General features: G+C 61.1%; 16 protein-coding genes and 1 pseudogene. 8 read left to right on the forward strand and 9 right to left on the reverse strand.

Annotated elements, in window-relative coordinates; translation table 11 throughout:
* Positions 1 to 367: 367 nt before the first annotated feature.
* The 5 genes and pseudogenes from ABC336_RS16015 to ABC336_RS16035 all read right to left on the reverse strand — a co-directional run.
* Positions 368 to 2,419: a glucosidase family protein gene (locus ABC336_RS16015; protein WP_413239577.1), complete on the reverse strand. Its 2,052-nt coding sequence runs from the start codon at positions 2,417 to 2,419 to the stop codon at positions 368 to 370.
* Positions 2,420 to 2,465: 46 nt separating this feature from the next.
* The gene (locus ABC336_RS16020; protein WP_413239578.1) at positions 2,466 to 3,476 is read right to left on the reverse strand and encodes an ROK family protein; all 1,011 of its coding nucleotides are present in this window, start codon (positions 3,474 to 3,476) and stop codon (positions 2,466 to 2,468) included.
* 26 nt (positions 3,477 to 3,502) lie between these two features.
* Positions 3,503 to 4,672 (reverse strand): ROK family transcriptional regulator, encoded by a 1,170-nt coding sequence (locus tag ABC336_RS16025; protein WP_413239579.1) that lies wholly within the window; start codon positions 4,670 to 4,672, stop codon positions 3,503 to 3,505.
* A gap of 96 nt (positions 4,673 to 4,768) precedes the next feature.
* Positions 4,769 to 5,575 carry a class I SAM-dependent methyltransferase gene (locus ABC336_RS16030; protein WP_413239580.1) on the reverse strand — a complete coding sequence of 269 codons (807 nt, stop codon included), beginning with the start codon at positions 5,573 to 5,575 and terminating at the stop codon, positions 4,769 to 4,771.
* Positions 5,576 to 5,757: 182 nt separating this feature from the next.
* Positions 5,758 to 5,922 (reverse strand): annotated as a pseudogene (locus tag ABC336_RS16035) (DUF4385 family protein); the annotation flags it as partial.
* Between the two features lie 97 nt (positions 5,923 to 6,019).
* On the opposite strand from ABC336_RS16035, the gene ABC336_RS16040 reads away from it, so the two are divergent.
* Together ABC336_RS16040 and ABC336_RS16045 are read left to right on the forward strand one after the other, a co-directional pair.
* Positions 6,020 to 6,505, forward strand: a complete 486-nt coding sequence (locus tag ABC336_RS16040) for a GyrI-like domain-containing protein (RefSeq protein ID WP_413239581.1) — start codon at positions 6,020 to 6,022, stop codon at positions 6,503 to 6,505.
* A 75-nt stretch (positions 6,506 to 6,580) separates the two neighbouring features.
* A complete protein-coding gene (locus tag ABC336_RS16045) occupies positions 6,581 to 7,597 on the forward strand; it encodes an SDR family oxidoreductase (protein ID WP_413239582.1) in 1,017 nt (338 codons plus the stop codon).
* Positions 7,598 to 7,604: 7 nt separating this feature from the next.
* On the opposite strand, the gene ABC336_RS16050 is transcribed toward ABC336_RS16045, so the two are convergent.
* Positions 7,605 to 8,777 (reverse strand): glycosyltransferase family 4 protein, encoded by a 1,173-nt coding sequence (locus ABC336_RS16050; protein ID WP_413239583.1) that lies wholly within the window; start codon positions 8,775 to 8,777, stop codon positions 7,605 to 7,607.
* A gap of 221 nt (positions 8,778 to 8,998) precedes the next feature.
* Here ABC336_RS16050 and ABC336_RS16055 point away from each other — a divergent pair, with 221 nt between their 5' ends.
* The gene (locus ABC336_RS16055; protein WP_413239584.1) at positions 8,999 to 10,192 is read left to right on the forward strand and encodes an MFS transporter; all 1,194 of its coding nucleotides are present in this window, start codon (positions 8,999 to 9,001) and stop codon (positions 10,190 to 10,192) included.
* Positions 10,193 to 10,344: 152 nt separating this feature from the next.
* On the opposite strand, the gene ABC336_RS16060 is transcribed toward ABC336_RS16055, so the two are convergent.
* Positions 10,345 to 10,788, reverse strand: a complete 444-nt coding sequence (locus ABC336_RS16060) for a GNAT family N-acetyltransferase (protein ID WP_413239585.1) — start codon at positions 10,786 to 10,788, stop codon at positions 10,345 to 10,347.
* 368 nt (positions 10,789 to 11,156) lie between these two features.
* On the opposite strand from ABC336_RS16060, the gene ABC336_RS16065 reads away from it, so the two are divergent.
* The 5 genes from ABC336_RS16065 to ABC336_RS16085 all read left to right on the forward strand — a co-directional run bounded on the left by ABC336_RS16065 (position 11,157) and on the right by ABC336_RS16085 (position 15,758).
* Positions 11,157 to 11,861, forward strand: a complete 705-nt coding sequence (locus ABC336_RS16065) for a response regulator transcription factor (protein WP_413239586.1) — start codon at positions 11,157 to 11,159, stop codon at positions 11,859 to 11,861.
* Positions 11,858 to 12,865 (forward strand): sensor histidine kinase, encoded by a 1,008-nt coding sequence (locus tag ABC336_RS16070; RefSeq protein ID WP_413239587.1) that lies wholly within the window; start codon positions 11,858 to 11,860, stop codon positions 12,863 to 12,865. The genes ABC336_RS16065 and ABC336_RS16070 overlap by 4 nt, the downstream gene beginning before the upstream one ends.
* Before the next feature lie 235 nt (positions 12,866 to 13,100).
* Positions 13,101 to 13,871, forward strand: a complete 771-nt coding sequence (locus ABC336_RS16075) for an ABC transporter ATP-binding protein (RefSeq protein WP_413239588.1) — start codon at positions 13,101 to 13,103, stop codon at positions 13,869 to 13,871.
* Positions 13,846 to 14,541 (forward strand): FtsX-like permease family protein, encoded by a 696-nt coding sequence (locus ABC336_RS16080; RefSeq protein ID WP_413239589.1) that lies wholly within the window; start codon positions 13,846 to 13,848, stop codon positions 14,539 to 14,541. The genes ABC336_RS16075 and ABC336_RS16080 overlap by 26 nt, the downstream gene beginning before the upstream one ends.
* Positions 14,505 to 15,758, forward strand: a complete 1,254-nt coding sequence (locus tag ABC336_RS16085) for a hypothetical protein (protein WP_413239590.1) — start codon at positions 14,505 to 14,507, stop codon at positions 15,756 to 15,758. Before ABC336_RS16080 ends, ABC336_RS16085 begins: the two co-directional genes overlap by 37 nt.
* A 43-nt stretch (positions 15,759 to 15,801) precedes the next feature.
* On the opposite strand, the gene ABC336_RS16090 is transcribed toward ABC336_RS16085, so the two are convergent.
* Together ABC336_RS16090 and ABC336_RS16095 are read right to left on the reverse strand one after the other, a co-directional pair.
* Entirely contained in the window at positions 15,802 to 17,760 is a 1,959-nt protein-coding gene (locus ABC336_RS16090) for a hypothetical protein (protein WP_413239591.1), read from the reverse strand.
* Positions 17,750 to 18,949, reverse strand: a complete 1,200-nt coding sequence (locus tag ABC336_RS16095; protein WP_413239592.1) for an MFS transporter — start codon at positions 18,947 to 18,949, stop codon at positions 17,750 to 17,752. Before ABC336_RS16095 ends, ABC336_RS16090 begins: the two co-directional genes overlap by 11 nt.

The following is an 18,949-nucleotide window of genomic DNA, read 5'->3' on the forward strand; positions in this document are numbered from 1 at the left end:
CTCCTTAGTGGTCGAGCAGGTATGTAGTCGTTCTGTTGTCCATTATACCAGTCTGAAAAGGTTTTGCCAGTGCAGGGGCAAGATATAGGAAGCCGACCGGCTCCCCTCAAAGGAACCGGCCGGCTGGATCTTGTGCAAATACAAGAAAGCATTCTCCTATCTGCTTAGCTTTTATTTCTCCGGAATGAAACGCGCTGCGCTTAGAGTTTTGCGAAGCAAAACTGGCATCGTAAGCACACAGCAACAGCCGTTTCACCTTGAAATACTAGAAAGTATATGATTCTCTTATCTACTTGGCTTGTATTTCTCCGACAAAGCTCTCCGCACGTCCTGGAAGGACGACGGAGTCGTTTTTGCTTGCGCCAGGCTATTCTGCTGTAAAAGATACCTCGCCGTCCGCCGCGCGGTACGTGTAGCTGCGTCCGCGGAATCGGATGCCGCGCACAGTCGTATCGCCCCACAGCGGCTCGACAGGAGTCATCTCGCCGTTCAGCGGCGGGACGAGACCGAGGCCGCCCATCAGTACAGCGGCAGCCGGCATGCCGCTCCACCCTTGCAGATCGGAGCCTTTGCCGTATACCGGATCATAATATTCTACCGGTGTCAGCCATTGGCGCTCCAGGCCGTAAGTGAACCAGCGGGTGAGCGGGTACTCCCAGTCGTCGCGGCGCAGGCGCAGCTTGGCCATGGCTAGGACACCGCTCCAGTACGGCCAGTCGCTGCCGTTGTGATAGCGGAACGGGTAGGAAGACTTCTCCACCAGATGCTGGATATGGGTATATTGCGGGAATACGGTCATGACGCCCCAGTCGCCGAACGGCTGGTCCGGGTTGTTGCGGCTCTCCAGCCGGGCGGTGATCAGGTCGAGCACATGCTGCTGATCGTCCTGCTCCCCGATCCCGAAGGCAGGCGCCAGCGCCTGCTCGACGGAGATATTGTCCTCCTGCGCCTCTTCGCCGGCGGTGTTGTCGTAATTGCGGTAGCCGGTCTCATCCCGCCACAGCCGCTTGCGCAAAGCGCGCGTCAGCTCGTCGGTCTCCCGGGTCCAGGCGGCATGTGCATCAGCTTCCCAGCTGCCCGCAAACAGGCGGATCTCGCCATAGCAGAAACGGGCCCGCAAGTGCAGCAGAGCGGTATAGGCCACCGAGCCTTGACGGACAACGTTGTCGCACCAGTCATGACGGTTGTCCGGCTTGACCATCAGCTGCAGCTCGTCGTCGATCAGGTTGTTCATCTTGGTCATGCACAGCTCCATCAGGACTTCGATGGATCTGCCGCCTACCGATTCCTGCAGCAGCCCTTTGTCATGCGTCCAGGCCAGATAGTCGTGGAGCATGAGGATGAAGAAGGAGGGCGAGTCGTAGTGATCGGGCCAGAACTGCTCGTAGCGCTCGCGCAGCACATTGTAGATGACGGCGCTCGGACAGGAACCATCCTCGCCGATGCCATGGGCCAATGTGACGATCTCGTTGCGCACCCACTCCGGCTTGAATGGCAGCAGCGGCAATACGGTCCAGTAGCCGTCACGGAAGTATGTGCGGGAAGGGCTCTGATAGTTGACGCCGGCATAGAAGGCTGCGAAGGTGCCGCCGCTCTCCTTGTACATCGAGTCCGAGACATTGAGACAGGCGGCGACGAGGGCATCCAGCGTCTCGTGGCCCGGCGCGCTGAACGAGCCGCTCAGCCACTGACGGTATTGCTGCGCAGCCTGCCATGCGGCATCGGCACCGGACCTGAGCTCGTCCAGGGGCATCGGCTGCAGTCCGCCCGAGACTGCCACCGTCATGACGATCTCCTGGCCGGGAGCGACTTCATCGGGATAATCAAGCACCATGCGAGGGCCGTCCTGCTCGATCCGCGAGGCGGAGTGGCTTGTAGCGAGATGCACGCGGTACGAATCGCCGAAGACGGCTTCCCAGCCGGTATGGTCTTCCGTCCACGTATCCTGCATCGGGGCTTCGGTGTAGGTGCCTTGCTTGGCGACGATGGCAGCGACGTAGCTCTTCAGCTCCCACTGCATGCCCTGACGCAGCAGGATGCGGGCCGGGCGGGTGCCGTGGTTGGCAAAGCGAAAACGCAGATACAGGGCATTATTGTGATCATCGCAATATTGGACGGCTGTCACGGCGACGCCGTCGAGCGCCTCTGCGGAGCCGAAGTCGATCTCCATGGCGCGGCCCAGGACGCGGACAGTCTTGCGGTGTTTGGCAGGGAGGCGGCGGCCGTTCACGGACCAGGCGGTGAACCATTCGCGCTCGGTCAGCAACTGCCATTCTCCGGCCACGGCGTATTTGGAGATGCCGCCATTGCCGTCGAATTGCGCCACCAGGCGGCGGTTGGATACATCATAGTTGACGATGCTGTACCAGTAAGCCTCGGTCTCGAGGTGGTGACCGCGTGCGGTCGTTGTTGTATTCATCTTCAGCAGCTCCATTCAGAGGGTATAGTGTGGGATGCGGGCAGGTCTACTCTGCGTCTGTCGGGCGGGGCAGCACGCCTGCGAGCGCGCCGATCGCACCGGCCCGGTTGCCGAGCGTCGCCCGCGCGATCTCCGTCGATATCGGGGTTAGCGCGGCCACCCGCTCACGGATGGCCGATACATACCAGTCACCTGAGTCTGCCACACCGCCGCCGATCACGACCATGGCCGGATTGAGCAGCGAGACGGCATTGGCGATGCCGATGGCCATATACTCCAGCGGCTGCTCCAGTAGCAGCAAGGCTTCTGCATCACCTTGACCGGCTGCTGCCAGCACGTGGCGGGCGTCCACTGCGGCTGGATCGCCCCCGGTCATCCGAAGGATCAGGGAAGGCCCGGCGTCATCTGTACGCTGCGCCAGATGCTCCCGGGCCTGCCGACCGATGCCGCTGCCGGAGGCGATCTCCTCGAAGTGGCCGAACTGGTTGCCGTCGGCAGCCGTGGACGGCCCGGCAGGCCCTGCGGCGCTGGACCGTCGTGGCGAAGCGGCCAGCACGCTGTAGCCGAGCTCGCCGGCAGCTGCGGCTGCGCCCCGGTAGATGCGGCCGTCCAGGAACAGCGCGCCCCCGATGCCGGTGCCTACCGTGACCATCAGGAAGTCTCGGATGCCGCTGGCCGCCCCCTGCCACTGCTCGCCGAGCGCTGCGGCGTTGACATCATTGTCCAGATAGAGCGTGCCTTCGAAGCGGGCGCGCAGGATATCCGCTACCGCCGCTTCCCGCCAGGGGAAGGCAGGCGCGTGGGTGAGGATGCCCTCGGGACCGATCACCCCGGGGAAGCCGATGCCGATGCCACGGATCGCCTTCGACTCATATCCCAGCCGGGCCGCCTCCTTCGACAGCTCTTGGAGCATAGCGGCAAAAAAAGTCTCCGGTTCGGCGGAGGTCTCCGACGGCGTCCGCCATTCCGACAGGATCGTGCCATCCGCTCTGGCAAGCATCATCAACGTCTTGGTGCCGCCGATGTCGACGCCGGCATATAGCGGTGCTTGCTGCATGTATGATTCCTCCATTCGTGTCGTGGTCAAAGCGATTCTTCAATATGGGTCATCGTAGCTCTGGCGGCGGACTGCAGGGCGCCGGTCAGCACCGATTCGCTGCCGAGGGAAGCTGCATCCAGCTGCGGGGAGACGGACAGACGTTCATCCAGCAACGGTCTGACCGCATGCAGGAGAGCCTGCTGTTCACCGATTCGCCCACCCAGGACGATCCGTTGCGGCGCGAGCAGAGCAGTCAGATTATGCACCGCCCCGGCCAGTTCCTCTGCATAACCGGCGAGCGCCTGACGGGCCTGGGGGTCGCCGGCGGCAACCGCGGCGAACAATCCGTCAAGCGTCAGGCTGCCCGGCTGTCCGAGCTGGGACGGGCCGGAGGGCTGCAGGCTTGTGCGCGCACGGTCCAGCAAGGCTTGCTCCGACAACCGGTCCTCCAGCCGTCTGCCGTCCGCAAGCCGCATATCACCCAGCTCCCCGGCCGCGCCGCCCAGTCCCCGGAGCAGCCGCCCGCCGGTCATGATGCCTGCGCCGATGCCGCTGTCGAGGAAGAGGAAGGCGAACACATCGTCCTCATGGCCGCGGTGGACAGCGTATTCAGCCAAGGCCGCCAGGTTGACGTCATTGTCGGCTGTGACCGGGCAAGGGAAGTGTTCGGCAAGGGATGTTCTCGCCAGAGCGGGTTCGCAGCCTTGAAGATGCGGGGCCAGCATCGATACTTCGCCGCGCGGCCCGACCACGCCGGGGATGGCGAACGCTGCGCAGCCGATCTGATCCCAACGGGTGCCGGCACGCGCGAGGAGACGGTCCGCCTCGCTGCGAATCGATGGCAGCAGCTCTGAGGGGCTTCCGGGCAAGCTATCTATGCTGCAGGAGGCCTCCAGGATACGGTCGGCCTGCAGGTTGGCCAGCACCAGCCGCAGCCGGTCGGCGCCGAGCTGGACTCCGAGCACATGGTGGGAGGCTGCGGCGAAGCGGACTAATGTCGGCTTGCGTCCAGCCCCGGCCGAGCCCTGTCCGATCTCCTCGATCAGGCCCAGCTCGAGAAGGCTTTTGACGGCTGCCGACACCGTCGGCTTGCTGAGACCGGTGAGCCGGCTGATCTCCGCGCGCGAGAGCGTCGGCTGCCCGAGGATCAGCTGCAGGATCCGCCGCTCGTTGATGCTGCGGATCAGTTGGGGGTTGCCGTTCGATTCTTTCATGCAGGTATCCTTTCGCAGCGCATTATAGTTAGTAAACATTCCTAACTAATTGTAATCAAGGAAGGACCTGACGTCAACCGGCAGGGCCTCCCAATTTTACATATGTTCATGCAAGGGCTTGCTTCCCAGCCGTTTCACCTTGACTGCACAGATGCGCAGGCGCCGGTAATCAGCGATCCACTGGCCCCTCTGATAGATCTGCGGCTTCAGGGTTGTCTCGACCGTCCGGTAGATGGATGCCTTGTCATCGGGGGCGACGTCCAGGAAGAAGTCGTCCGCCAGCACATCCAGCCAGTCCCGCAAACCGCTCTCCCCCTGCAGCGGGGTCGGCCGTTCCACATGCTGCGCCAGAGCAACCAGAAAGCCGTGCTCCTCCAACAGCGCGGCATATTGGCCGATCGTCGGGAAGTACCACGGATTGCGCCCCTGTGGATCGTAACCGTGGCCGGCAAGCGCAGCCTCAACAGCTTCAATTACGCAGGCTACATTGCCATAACCGCCGAACTCAGCCACGAAGCGGCCGCCTTCCTTCAAAGCATGCGAGATGGTACGGATCACGGCTTGCGCATCAGGCATCCAGTGCAGGGCGGCGTTGGAGAACACGGCATCAAACGTCTGCTCTGTCCGGAAGACGTGCGCATCCTGAACCTGCAGGTTCAACTCCGGGTACTTCTGTTTGCCCCTGGCGATCATCTCCGGCGACAGATCGATCCCTACAGGAGCGGCTCCGGCAGCAGCGATCTCAGCCGTCAAATCTCCGGTGCCGCAGCCGATATCCAGGATGGCCTCACCCGGTTTAGGCTCCAGCAGCGACAAGATACCTGCCCCCAGCTTGGAGACAAAATCCAGTTTGTGATCATATGTAGCGGCCTGCCAGTGGTTGTGTGAAGACACATGGTTCATGTGCGTTCCCTCCTTTGGCTTAGATTATAGGTGAGAAACGTTTATTTGTATAAGATATATAATAAATATCAGTTATAGATTATGCCTATAAATGATCTATCTCGAAAATCAGTCCCTGCAAATACCCGGCCATGGGGATTTGGAAGCTCCCCGAAACGGGTAATGTTCCAAGAAGCGCATCTCTGGTGTAGAATAGAGGCGACAACAAATGCGGAAGGCGACAGGATCTCGCTCTTGTACGGCTCGACCATCAGGACACCCTGCTCGCCCCGGCCGATCGTATACAGCTCCGGGTGCGCGCGCAGATCCAGCTTGTCATAATCGAGCTCATAGTCAAATGCTTTCATCTCGCATTCCCCCTCAACCCGGATTACCCCGGTCTGGCAGGGCACAAACGAAACGACGGCAACACCGCAGTCGAAACGAATCAGGAGGCGATTGGACATGACGAAAAGCAAGGACAATGACATCACGCTGACGACAAAGCCGGCCTTCCAGGCGATTGGCCTGCATTGGGAAGGGACGTTCGCACAGGCTCATGCCGGTGAGATCCGGGAGCTGCAGGTGCAGTTGAAGAACCGGCTGGACGAGATCCCCCGCAAGACGTATCCGGACCAGCTGCTGGGACTGTCCTATCCGGATGGGGAGGAACGCTTGACCCATTACGCGCTGGTCGAGGTCGAGCAAGTGGACATTATCCCGGAAGGGATGGTGACGATCGCGCTGCCTGAGCTGGATTATGTGACGTACAGTCATGCAAGCGAAGCAGATATCAGCGAATCTTACGCCCGGGTGTTCGCCTGGATGAAGGAGAAGGGACTGCGCCAGCCGGATGATGAGGTGACACATCTGGAAGTGTACCCGATGGCCCAGGATCCGCATACGGACAAGCCCCGATTTGACATCATGATGCCGGTAAGCGCGGGATAGGCAACAGGTCCTTACAGCAATAGTCGAGCAATCAATAGCTTGGAGTATGATCATTATCCCATGGAGGTGGCTTTTGTGAAAGCGTTATTCATTGGCGGAACGGGCACGATCAGTGCCGCGATTACTAGGCAGCTGGCCGAGCAGGGCTGTGAGCTGTATCTGCTCAATCGGGGCAACCGCAACGACCGGCTGCCGGAGGGTGTCCACATTCTCGAAGGGGATATCAAGGACGAAGCACGGGTGGCGGAGCTGGTCAAAGATCTGTCCTTTGATGTGGTGGCGGACTTCATCGCATTTGTACCGGAGCATCTGGAGCGCGATTATCGATTATTCGCCGGCAAGACCAAGCAGTTTATGTTCATCAGCTCGGCTTCGGCGTATCAGACGCCGCTCTCGGACTACCGGGTGACAGAGGGCACCCCGCTGGCCAATCCGTATTGGGAGTACTCACGGAACAAGATTGCTTGCGAGGATTATCTGATGCGGCAGTACCGCGAGCAAGGGTTCCCGATCACGATCGTCCGCCCGAGTCATACGTACGATGAGCGTTCGATCCCGCTGGGCGTCCATGGCAAGAATGGCTCCTGGCAAGTCGCCAAGCGGATGCTGGCAGGCAAGCCGGTCATCATCCACGGGGACGGGACATCGCTGTGGACGATGACGCACAACCGCGACTTCGCCAAGGGCTTCATCGGTCTGATGGGCAACATCCATGCGATCGGCGAAGCGGTGCACATCACCTCCGACGAGTCGGTGACCTGGAACCAGATCTACGGCATTATCGCCGATGCGCTGGGCGTCGAGCTGGATGCTGTTCACGTGCCCTCGACGTTCCTGGACGCTTGCGGGGACTATGATTTCAAGGGCGGTCTGCTAGGTGACAAGGCCAATACGGTCGTCTTCGACAACGCCAAGCTGAAGCGGCTGGTGCCGGACTTCGTGGCGACGACCCGGCTGGACCAAGGCATCCGCGAGACGGTCGCCCACATCCTCGCGAATCCGGATCTGCAGAAGGAAGACCCGGAATTCGACGAATGGTGCGACCGGGTCATCCAGTCGCTGGAGACAGCCGTCCGGCTGGTCCGGGGGTAGCTGCTGCTCAAGCCGGGAAGGCGGCTGCCGCCCGCTGCGTCTCAAGGACCCCGGCGTAGTCGTCTATGAGTCCGGCGAAGATGCTGTCCCAGGATCGGCGCAGCGCGGCCTGCCTGGCCGCCTCCCGGTAGCGGGCGAGCTCGCCCGGGGAGCTGAGCAGCTCGGTGATCGCCTGGACGAAATCTGCCGGCTGGCCGGGCTCGCACAATCTGCCGGTCCGGCCATCCGTGACGAGCTCCTGCACACCGCCTGCGGCGGCCCCGATGACGGGCAGGCCGGAGGCGAGCGACTCCAGGACGACATTGCCGAACGTCTCGGTGCTGGAAGGGAAGACGAACAGGTCGGCGGATGCGTACAGCTCCGCCAGCTCCTCGCCTTCCGTGTGACCGAGGAAGGTCACGCCAGCCGGCGCTTCGGCCTGCAGCTCCGGCAGACGCGGGCCGTCGCCGGCGACCAGCCAGTGCACCTGGCTGCGGAGCGGCTCGGGGATCGTGTGCATGATCGCTGTCAGCGTATCGATATCCTTCTCCGGCGCGATCCGCCCCACATACAGCAGGAGCAGCGGCGCCGCGATGCCCAGACGCTCGCGCAGACCGGCGTTGCGCTTGGCGGGAGAGTAGAGCGCGGCATCGACGCCGCGCGACCAGATCCGCAGGCGGTGCAGGCCTTGCTCCCGCAGCACGTCGACGGTCTCGGCAGATGGGGCGAAGATCGCCGAGCAGCTCTGGTGGAACCAGCGGGTGTAGGCCCAGTATGCGGGGATCAGAGCTTTCATGTGATAATGCTCCATATAGCGGTCGAAATGCGTATGATACGATGCGACATGCGGGATGCCCTGCCGGCGGGCGAACCGCAATCCGCTCAGACCGACGTTGAATGGTGTCAGCAGATGGATCAGATCGGGCTCGAATGCCTCGATCTCCTGGCGCAGAGACGCCATCATGGGCAGCGCCAGCCGGCATTGCGGATACAGCGCGAATGGGATGCTGGCAAGTGAGCGCACGGGCAGTCCGCCCTGCGGATCATGCGGGGCGGCGGGGCGGCCGTCGCCGCCGCTGCGCGGGGTGACGATCAGATGCTCGGTGCCGGTGCGGTGCAGATAGTCGCTGAGCCGGCCGAGCGTGCGGGAGACACCGTTGATCTGGGGCAGATACGTATCGGTAAAAAACAGCAAACGCATGGCTTCGCCTCCTGTGAGCCGTGGTGTCTGCATTGTACTGCTTCAGCATTTCAAGGATGTCAACGGCAGATTAAGATTTTGCGAATTTTGCGAAGAGTGGAGGACACGCAGATGACAATAGCCAGACCCCCTTGCTAAGATAACGGCCATTGCCGTGCACGTCCGCCCCCTGATGGTTGAGAGAGTGACAACAGCTACCTCAACCTAAGGGAGAAGTGGATATGTACAAGTATACTTACAATATTTATTGGCTGTACGCCATGCGTTTCTTCTCCAGTCTGATTCCGGCTTACGTAATTGAGCGGCTGTACTGGGAAGAGCGCGGGATGACGATTCAGATGGTCATCTACACGGAGATTATATTTGCCATTGCGGTGATCGTCTGCGAGCTGCCCTCGGGTATCGCCGCGGACCGGTGGGGCCGCAGGCGACTGCTGCTGCTGGCAGGTCTGCTTGGCTGCACCGAGTTCCTGCTGCTGGTTTTTGCGGATAACTTCTGGCATTTTGCGCTGGTTGTCCTGCTGGCGGGCATCGGCCGCTCGGCCAGCAGCGGCGCCGAGCAGGCGCTGCTCTACGAGTCTCTGCTGGCGCAAGGCCGGGAACAGCATTATGAGCGTCACGTTGGACGCCTCCATGCGCTGGATCTGACGGCGACCATCATCGCCGCTCTGAGCGGCAGCTTGCTGGCGAGCCGATTCGGGTTCACCTTCAACTATTGGCTGTCGCTGGCAGCCGCCGGACTGGCGCTGCTGTTCGCCTGTCTGCTGCGGGAGCCGCCACGACCGGCACGCGGGGCGGAGGGGAGTGAGGAAGCCGCGCTGCCTATTCGCACCTATGTGGCAGCGTCGTTGCGCTTCTTCCGCCGGCAGCCCCAGCTGTGCCTGGTCCTGCTGTCGTCGATGATCATCGGCGCTGCGGTGAACTTCGTCGACGAGTTCTGGCAGCTGTATCTGGACCGGCTGGGCATCCCCGTCCTGTACTTTGGCCTCGTCTCAGCCGGCATCTATGCGCTGCGCTTGCCGGGGAGCCTGCTGGCCTTCAAGCTGAAGGGCAGAGTGACCTACCGGATGCTGCTCGGCGGCATCACGGCGCTTATGGCGCTGGGCTTTGCCTGGCTGGCTGCGGGACAGGGGATCAGCGGCCTCGCTTCGCTGGCGTTGATCTGCCTCGCGTCGGGCTTCCTGGAGCCGCTGATCTCGGGCTATATGCAGCACCGGGCTGACCCGGCGATGCGGGCGACGCTCGGCTCGTTTCACTCACTCGGCGAGCATGCGGCGGTGATGCTGTCGGGCCTGGGCTTCGGCTACTGGGCGGGGCGCGCCGATGTATTCGGCGGCTTCGGATTTGTGGCGGTCATGTGCGCGGCGTATCTCGCGGTGTATCTCGTTCTGGCACGGCGCTATCTGAGGGAATAACGAAGAGCCCTGCGGCACATCTGCTCCTAGGGAGCGGAGTGCCGCAGGGCGCATGTGGAAGCGGCCTTTTTGGGGGCCGCTTTCTTGTTGTTTGGGAAATTATAATTATCGTCTCTTGGCAGGCGCCCAACCAGGGGTAGTGCAGCCTGCAATTACTCTGATCCGCCGGCCGCCCCCAGCTCCTTCACCATGACAAGGTGGGGGATGCCTTCTTCCATGAAGTCCTCCGAGGCCGGTGTGTATCCCAGCTTTTCGTAGAACCCTTTAGCCTGGACCTGGGCATGCAGCTTGGCGCTGGTCAAGCCGCGTTCCCGCGCCATCTGCTCCAGCTCGGCGATGATCCTGCGGCCGAGGCCGAATTTGCGGCAGTCCGGCAGCAGGCAGATCCGCTCCAGCTTGGCGATACCATCTACCTGTCGCAGCCGGGCGGTGCCTACCGGCCGCTCATCCCTGTAGACGAGCAGATGATCCGCCTCATCCTCGTATTGGTCCAGCTCATCCTCGACAGGGACGCCTTGCTCTTCTGCGAATACCGCGATGCGTATGTCAAAGGCAATCTCCAACTGCTCCCGATTTTCCACGCGTATAATTGTCATAGCCACCAAGTCATCCTTTCTCTGCATGATGAAAAACCCTATCGGCCTAGCCGAATTCTGCTCCCGGAACAGGGTGCCGGTCGGACACCCCAGGTCTGAAGCTGTCCGTGCTCCCGTCTGACGATCATCAGGCTATTATGGCATGCGATCGGATGATTGACAACTGGATGGATAAACAAGGCAAGTAACCGTGTATGGGCTAATGCCGAACGAATAGCGCTGCTTGCGGCTCTTGGAGAGAACGGGTACACTGATGTCACATGATCCTTGCAGCGCGGCTGGGAGCGCTGTCCGGCCAGCCAGGCGGTGACCGCTCCTGCTCCCGCGCTGTTTGGAGACGAACGGAAGCCGCAGAAGGGGGAGCGTCGATGTACAAGCTGATGATCGTCGAGGATGACGCCAAGATCGCTCAGCTGCTGAAGCATCATATTGAGAAGTACGGACATGAAGCTGAGGTGGTGCAGGATTTTGAGGATGTGCTGGGAGAGTTCCGGTCGATCCGGCCTCATATGGTGCTGATGGATGTCAATCTGCCGCGGTACGACGGCTTCTACTGGTGTCGGCAGCTGCGTACCGTATCGACCTGTCCGATCCTGTTCATCTCGGCGCGCAGCGATGAGCCCGATCAGGTACGGGCGATCGAGAACGGCGGCGACGATTACCTGACCAAGCCGTTCAGCTACGAGATCGTCATGGCCAAGATCCGCAGCCAGCTCCGGCGGGTCTACGGCGACTATGCGGCAGCAAGCGGGGAGCGCAAGGTTGAGTCTGCGGGGCTGGTGCTCTACCCGGAGCGGATGGTGCTGCAACTGGCTGAGCGGACAGTGACGCTGACGCCCAGGGAATCTGCACTCATGGAGACGCTGATGGAGCGCGCCCCCCGGCTGGTGACTCGGGAGACGATGCTGGAAGCGCTGTGGGACGATTATACCTACGTGGATGACAATGCGCTCAGCGTCAATGTGACACGGGTCCGCCGCAAGCTGGCCGAGCTGGGCATCGCTGATGCGCTGGAAACGGTTAGAGGCACGGGCTACAGGCTGAACGACAGTTGGGACGGGAGTAACCGGTGAGGCTGTTCTGGCGTGACCAGCTGCCGCTGCTTTTCGGTACAGTCCTGCAGCTCTGCATCGTCGTGCTCGTCTTCTGGCTGGACGGCTACCGCAGCTTGACCGTAGCGGCTTACGCACTGTTGTTGGGACTGCTCGTATGTGCCGGTATACTGGTCTACCGCTGGTGGACGCATAAGCGGTTCTATGAGCTGATGGCCGATCCCGAGCCGGGCGAAGAGCTGGCCCTGGCCTCATTGGGCTTCGCGCCGCTGCCGTCTGCGGCAAGCGACCTGCTGGCGACGCAGCACCGTTACTACGAGCAGCGTGTACGGACGCTGGAGGAGCAGCAGGCGCAGCACCTGACTTTCATGCAACAGTGGGTACACCAGATGAAGACGCCGCTGTCAGTGCTGGAGCTGATGCTGCAGGAGAGCGGAGAGCCCAGGGATGAGAGCATGCGAGAAGAGACAGAGCGTCTGCGCTCCGGGATGGAGATGGTGCTCTACATGGCCCGGCTGCAGACGTTCGAGCAGGATTTCCACATCGAGGCGGTCAAGCTGAGGGAGGCGGTCAACGAGGTCATCCTCGAGCATAAGCGGCTGCTGATCCGCAGCTCGCTATATCCCGAGTTGTCTGTGGACGAGGGGTTGCAGGTCGCGACGGACCGCAAGTGGCTGCGGTTCATCCTCCAGCAGCTCATCACCAACGCCGCCAAGTACGGTGCGGGCGGCGGCAAGCTGGCCATCCGCGCTTATCCGAGCGGCCGGGCGGTGCATCTGGAGGTGGAGGATGCCGGTGTCGGCATCCCGGCAGCGGATCTCGCCCGCATCTTCCGTCCTTTCTTCACGGGAGAAAACGGCCGCACCTTCAAGGAATCGACGGGGATGGGGCTGTATATCGTCCGCGCGGTGCTGGAGCGGATGGGCCAGCAGATCGAGGCCGAATCGGAGGTGGGACGCGGCACGGTGATGCGGTTGATCTTCCCGCATGCTGCCCGGGCGGGAGTGGTGAAGCATCGTGAGTAAAGGGCATACATTAGGTCGGCTCGTACAGGCGGTATATTACCGTTTGCAGCACGGGTCGGCTCTTTGTCTTATTTATTGACAGAAAGCAGGGCGGACTGAAGCTTCATTTTGGCGCTATCGGAATCCGGCTCCGAATCTTACAGCGCTGACACCTTCTTGTAAGGCTGATCGATAGGAGAATCTGCAGGGTGCGGGATACAATAGGCGTATCATTGAACGGCAAGGAGAGAAAACGATGGATCAGGTTCGTGTAAGCAAGCTGAATAAAACCTACCCCGGCAAGATCGGTTATCAGGCGTTAACCAATATCGAGCTGACGATTGAGAAGGGCGAGTTCGTCGGCATCATGGGGCCGTCCGGCAGCGGCAAGACGACGCTGCTCAATATGGTCTCCACCATCGATCGCCCGACCTCGGGGGAGCTGCGCATCGGCGGCGAGGATCCCTATACGCTGAAACGGGAGCAGCTAGCCTACTTCCGTCGCCGCGAGCTGGGGTTCGTCTTCCAGGCGTTCAACCTGCTGGATACCCTCACCGTGCGGGAGAACATCATGCTGCCGATGACGCTGGACGGTACCGACCTGCAGCAGATGAAGCAGCGGACGCTGGAGCTGGCGGAGCGGCTCGGGATCGAAGACATCCTGGACAAGCGGACGTATGAGATCTCCGGCGGCCAGGCGCAGCGGACGGCGATTGCCCGGGCGCTGGTGCACCGGCCCAAGCTGGTGCTCGCCGACGAGCCGACCGGCAACCTCGACTCCAAGGCTGCACGGGATGTGATGGAGCTGATGAGCCGGATGCACAAGGAAGAAGGTGCGACGATGATGCTCGTCACCCATGATGCGATGGCTGCAAGCTATTGCGACCGTGTCGTCTTCATCAAGGACGGCCGCCTCTACAGCGAGATCCATCAAGGCGAGAGCCGCCAGGTGTTCTATCAGAAGATCATCAACGTGCTGTCGATGCTGGGAGGGGACGACCATGCGCTTCCGCCAATTCGCGTTTAACAACGTGCTGCGCCGCAAGCGCACCTATGCCGCTCACTTCATGAGCAGCTCGTTCTCGGTCATGATCTTCTTCATCTATGCGCTCCTGCAATACCATCCTTCGCTGCAAGGGCAGCTGGCTGCCAGCAGCCCTACGGCTTCCGCTCTGGGCACGATGGGGCTTCGCATCTCGCAGTACTTTATCTTTGTCTTCTCGTTTCTGTTCCTGTTGTACTCAGCGGGCGCATTCCTGCAAGTGCGCAAACGGGAGTTTGGCATCCTGATGATGCTGGGGATGTCGGAGCGTCAGCGCACCCGGCTCGTCTTCATCGAGAATATCATCATCGGGCTGCTGTCGATCCTCACAGGGATCGGTGCGGGGGTTCTCTTCACCAAGCTGTACCTGCTCATCGTGGGGCGTCTGCTGCTGTTGGAGGAAGGGCTGGCCTTTTATATCCCGCTGCCGGCGATATGGACGACCGTGGCCGCATTTGTGGCGATGTTCCTGATCCTGGCTGTCTTCGCTTCGCGGATCGGCCGCCGTCATCAGCCGCTGGAGCTGATCCGCTCCGAGGAGAAGCCGCGCGAGGAGCCCAAGCTTCGCCGCTGCTGTCGCTGCTGGGCCTGCTGCTGTTGGGGGCGGGGTACGGGCTGGTGTTTTATTTTGTCGTCGTCGCAAATTATACGTTAGTCGTCCTGGGATCGGCTGTAGCGCTCGTCGTGCTCGGCACCTACTTCCTGTTCACCCAACTGAGCGTCTATGTCATCCGGACATTGAAGCGGCGGGAGGGCCTGCTGTTCCGGCGGATCAACCTGCTCACCTTTACCGATCTTGCTTATCGGATGCGGGACAATGCCAATATGTTCTTCATGGTCGCCAATGTGACCGCCGTCGCCATCTGCGGGATCGCGGTCTGCATGGCAATCGGAGATCCCCGGCTTACGGAGAAGGAAGATCCGTATGCGTTTACGTACGTAGCAGAGGTCGGGCATCCGCTCGCGGAAGGCCATGTACGGCAGATCGAGGAGCGGCTGCAGGAGAACGTGATTGACTACCGTTCGGCCGTCATCACGTATGCGGAGTGGAGAAATTCTCCTTATATCCGTCTCTCGGATTATAACGCGGCAGCGCGGGTGCTCGGCTATGAAGCCAGGAAGCTGCCGGATGAGGATGCGGCGTTCGTGGTCTCGGGGAGCGATGCGCGATCTCGGGCGTTAACGGACTTCTCGGAGACGCGGACCATCGGTCCCGAGGAGGGCGGCCGGACATTCACCCTAACGGAACGGGTCGTTGATCCGGTACTGACTCAATATGTGGATACGCTCGTCATCCCGGATGCCGCCTTCGCCGCCCTGGCCGCAGAGCTGCCCGTACAGAAGCCGCCTGTGGTCTACCACCATTACGCCATCGACGGCTGGGAGCGGAGCCTGGACGCCGGATTGGCTCTAAAAGCCGAGATCACGGGCAACCGGTGGGACGATGGCTATGGGCTGAACTCGCTCGCCGTGAACTGGCACCAGGACAAGCAGCGAAACGGCATCCTGATCATCATCAGCGTCCTGATGGGCGTAGTGTTCTTCACCTTTGCCGCGAGCTTCATCTACTTCCGTCTTTATGCCGACCTGCAGCGGGACGAGAAGCAGTATCAGCTGGTCAGCAAGCTCGGTCTGAGCCGCCAGGAGCTCGGCAGGCTGGCGACCCGCCAACTGGTGCTGATGTTTTTCCTTCCCCTCATCGTGGGGATCGTGCATAGCGTGGTGGCGTTCATCAATATCAGCCTGCTGCTGGAGTTTTCCATGGCGGTTCAGGCCGCCGCGATCTGCCTGTGCTTCCTGTTGCTGCAGCTGGGGTATTTCTACTTGATCCGCTGGCGCTATCTGCGCCATATGCATGCAAGACTTCTTTAGAATCGTGCTCTCCTTTGAAGTGACGGACACCGCAAGTGGGTGATCACATCCTCTCAGGCGAGCAAGCGACTATAAAGCGCAGCTGAAACTTCATCGTCTCCCACGTTTGCTCAAGCGTATGCACGGGGTAGACAATCTCCATTTTGTGACCGTTCTGCGTTAAGAGGGGCTGCGGCGCGTCGGCTGTTACTTCGATCGTAAGGCCGGGAAGCTCCCAACGGTCGGTCGTGACAGCAATAGAGTGGAGCAAGCCCAGCGCCTCATTGCGCTCTGATGGCTCAGAAGGGCTCCTGTGCGCGGCGGCTTGCTCTGATGTTGCGCCTGCTGCGAGGCTGCTCGCCCTGCGGTCGCTCGCCACGGCCCCGCCGGCCTGCGGCGCCGCTCCCCGCGACCCCGGCACCTCCGCTGCCGCGACGCCTAGCTCGAAGACCAGCTCGACCGGCATGGGGCAGCGCAGCTGCGCTTCGATGTTCAACTGCCGCTCGCTAGTCGCGACATCGAACGTCATGCCGCGCAGATGCGAGTTCCAGGTCTGGCCGACTTCACGCCGTACCATTCGCAGCGAATACCGGCGGCCGTCCGGTCCCTGCCAGTGGGCAGTGGCGTGATGCATCTGCCCGTTCGTATTGCGGCTGCCTGAGAGGCCGCCGATCATCAGCTCTGGCGAGAGCCAGGCCCGTGCGGTGCAGACATTGCGGTTGTGCGGCGGCAGGTCCCGCTCGCACAATTCGTTGAACTGGCGGTAGGCGAAGCGCTCGCCCCGGGAGGTGCGCAACTGTTGTCGCACGGCGTCCGGCATATCCACACCAACCAGCGCGATCATCGGGTCATGGCTTGTCTCGCAGTTGATTCCTGTCATGTGGCTGTATTCCGGCCCGAGAGCCAGATATAAGAGCACGCCAATCGAGCTGTGCTCGGTCATTTCATTCTCATAGCTGCGCGCGTACGGGCCGCAGATGTTCTCCAGCGCCGGCTCGTAGAACTCGGCGATATCTTCCCATAGGCCGTGCTCCAGGATGCGTCCGGTCTCCCGGAACGATCCGCTGCGGCCGTAGCGCCGCCACATGCCCAGTGCTGTAAGGTCTACCCCATAGTACGTGCTCGAATTGAACTCGGCGAATGAATGGAACTCTGAATAGTCGTCCAGCAGCGCGGCTGCACCATTTTCGGAATGGTTGACCCACTTGGTCAGGCTGTAGCGGTGACCGTAATAATGCGCGATAAAGAGATGCATCAGCTCAATATTGGTATTGGTCGGGATCGATTGCGAGTCGTACCGCTCCAGCGAGGCGGACACCGTCCGCTTCATAGCCTTGTCCATCCGCTCCACAAGAGACGAAGACAGCCGGGATTCAAAATGCTCGAGGATCATCGCAAACGTACAGGCGATGAATTCCCGCCAGTTCGGGTCGAAGCTGCGCCATACGCGCGGATAGACTTCATCTACGGCGCGGCGGAACAGAGCGAACAGCGGGTCCGTACCGACAGCGGTACTCGCGCCCACTGCTCCGGTCCTTGGACCTCCATTGGCACTCGCGCCCAGCGCTCCGGTTCCCATACCTGCGGCGGCGCCCGCCGGTGCAGGTTCCGCGCCTTCCCCGAGCAGTCCGCCATAGGCGGCGAAGCGGCGGTACACCTCGTCGAGCGCGTCCGAATTGGCATAGCCGAAGCCCGGCGAGAAGCGGCCCCAGGCCGCATACCCCGAGGGTGGGAGCGGAGAGTCCGGGGATTTACGGAACGTGCCGTCGTACAATTCATTCTGAGCGATAATCTGCATGTCGAGCACGCGTTCGATGACGCGGACGGCTGTCTCGACATCGCCGGGCTCGTCCCGCAGCAGCAGCCCCAATGCATAATGGGCACTCTCCCGCGTGCCGTGCCGGGCTCCGGCTTCCCCGATCATTGCAGCCTCGGGATCAAAGTGCTCGTCCATCCATGTCATCGCTTGCTCGACCAGGTAGCGTTCGGAAGTCGACATGTCTGTCAGCAGGTTAGTGGTCAAGTTGAACCGCCCCTTTCTGTCTGTTCTGACTGCGAATAATCAACACCAGCAGCCCAGCGCCCAGCGCTGCGCTAATCGTACAAGCCAGATTCATGGCATCCGGCCCGCCCGTCTCCAGCAAGTAGCCATTGAGCAGATTGCCCAGCATGCCCGCGAGCCCTGAGAAGACGATGGCCAGGATGCTCTGGCCGGTGGTCCTCATATCTTCCGGCACGATCCGGACCATATATTCCACGGCAGTGACATAGAGCAGGCCAAAGGAGAGGCCCTGCAGCACTTGCACGCCTACCATGACGCTCGGGATCGGATAGAGCCACTGCAGGCCCCAGCGGAGAATATAAGCGATCGCGCCCATCAGCATCGTCCGTTCCACCCCGAAGAAGCGGATAATGTACGCGGATAGGAACATGGAAGGGACGTTGGAGAACGCGGCGATCATCAAGGCAATACCGGACAATTGAGGGCTGCCGCCCGCCATCTGGAAGACGACGACGAAATAGGTGTTGAACGCCGTCAGCGTCTGGTTAATCAAGAGACACGATAATAGAAACAATAGCACCGTTCGGTTCATCAGCACGTCTTTGAGCCCATGGGAGAATGACTTGCGCTTGATCTTGACTTCATCCTGGCGTGGCACTCCCATCAGAACGACGATGCCTGCCAGTGCAAACAGCAGAAACGGCAGGCCCAGCAAACGCGGCGCGTACATGGCAACAAAGGCACCGGCCATATAGCCGCCGAAGGCGTTGCCGATGCTCTGGAAGCAGCGGATCGTGCCGTAGGAGGAGCCCGCCTTGGCCGCTGCCGTCACGGCATAGGCATCACTTACCGGAGCAAGCGGCGCTGTAAAGGCAATGTAGAGCATATAGACGGCTACCATCAGCGCAGCCGAAGGCACCGCGAATAGCATGGCCGCCGCCGCGGGAACAGCCAGGCTGAGTACAAGGATCAGCCGGGTCGCCCGGTATTTGTCGGCAATCCGTCCCCAGAAGAGCTGAGCCACAATCACGAGCAGCGAGGATAAGGCCATTATGCCGCCGATGCTGTCGCGGCGCAAGCCCTGTTCTATGAAAATCATACTGATATAAGGGTTAAGCATACCGAGCGACAAGCCGGTCAGCAAGTAAAATACACGCAGCTTGAACAGCAGCGGGGACAAGCCTTTCACCCGTTCCATCGTTGAGGTCAA

The organism is Paenibacillus jepli (assembly GCF_047238105.1).
Classification (GTDB): Bacteria; Bacillota; Bacilli; order Paenibacillales; family Paenibacillaceae; genus Paenibacillus_D.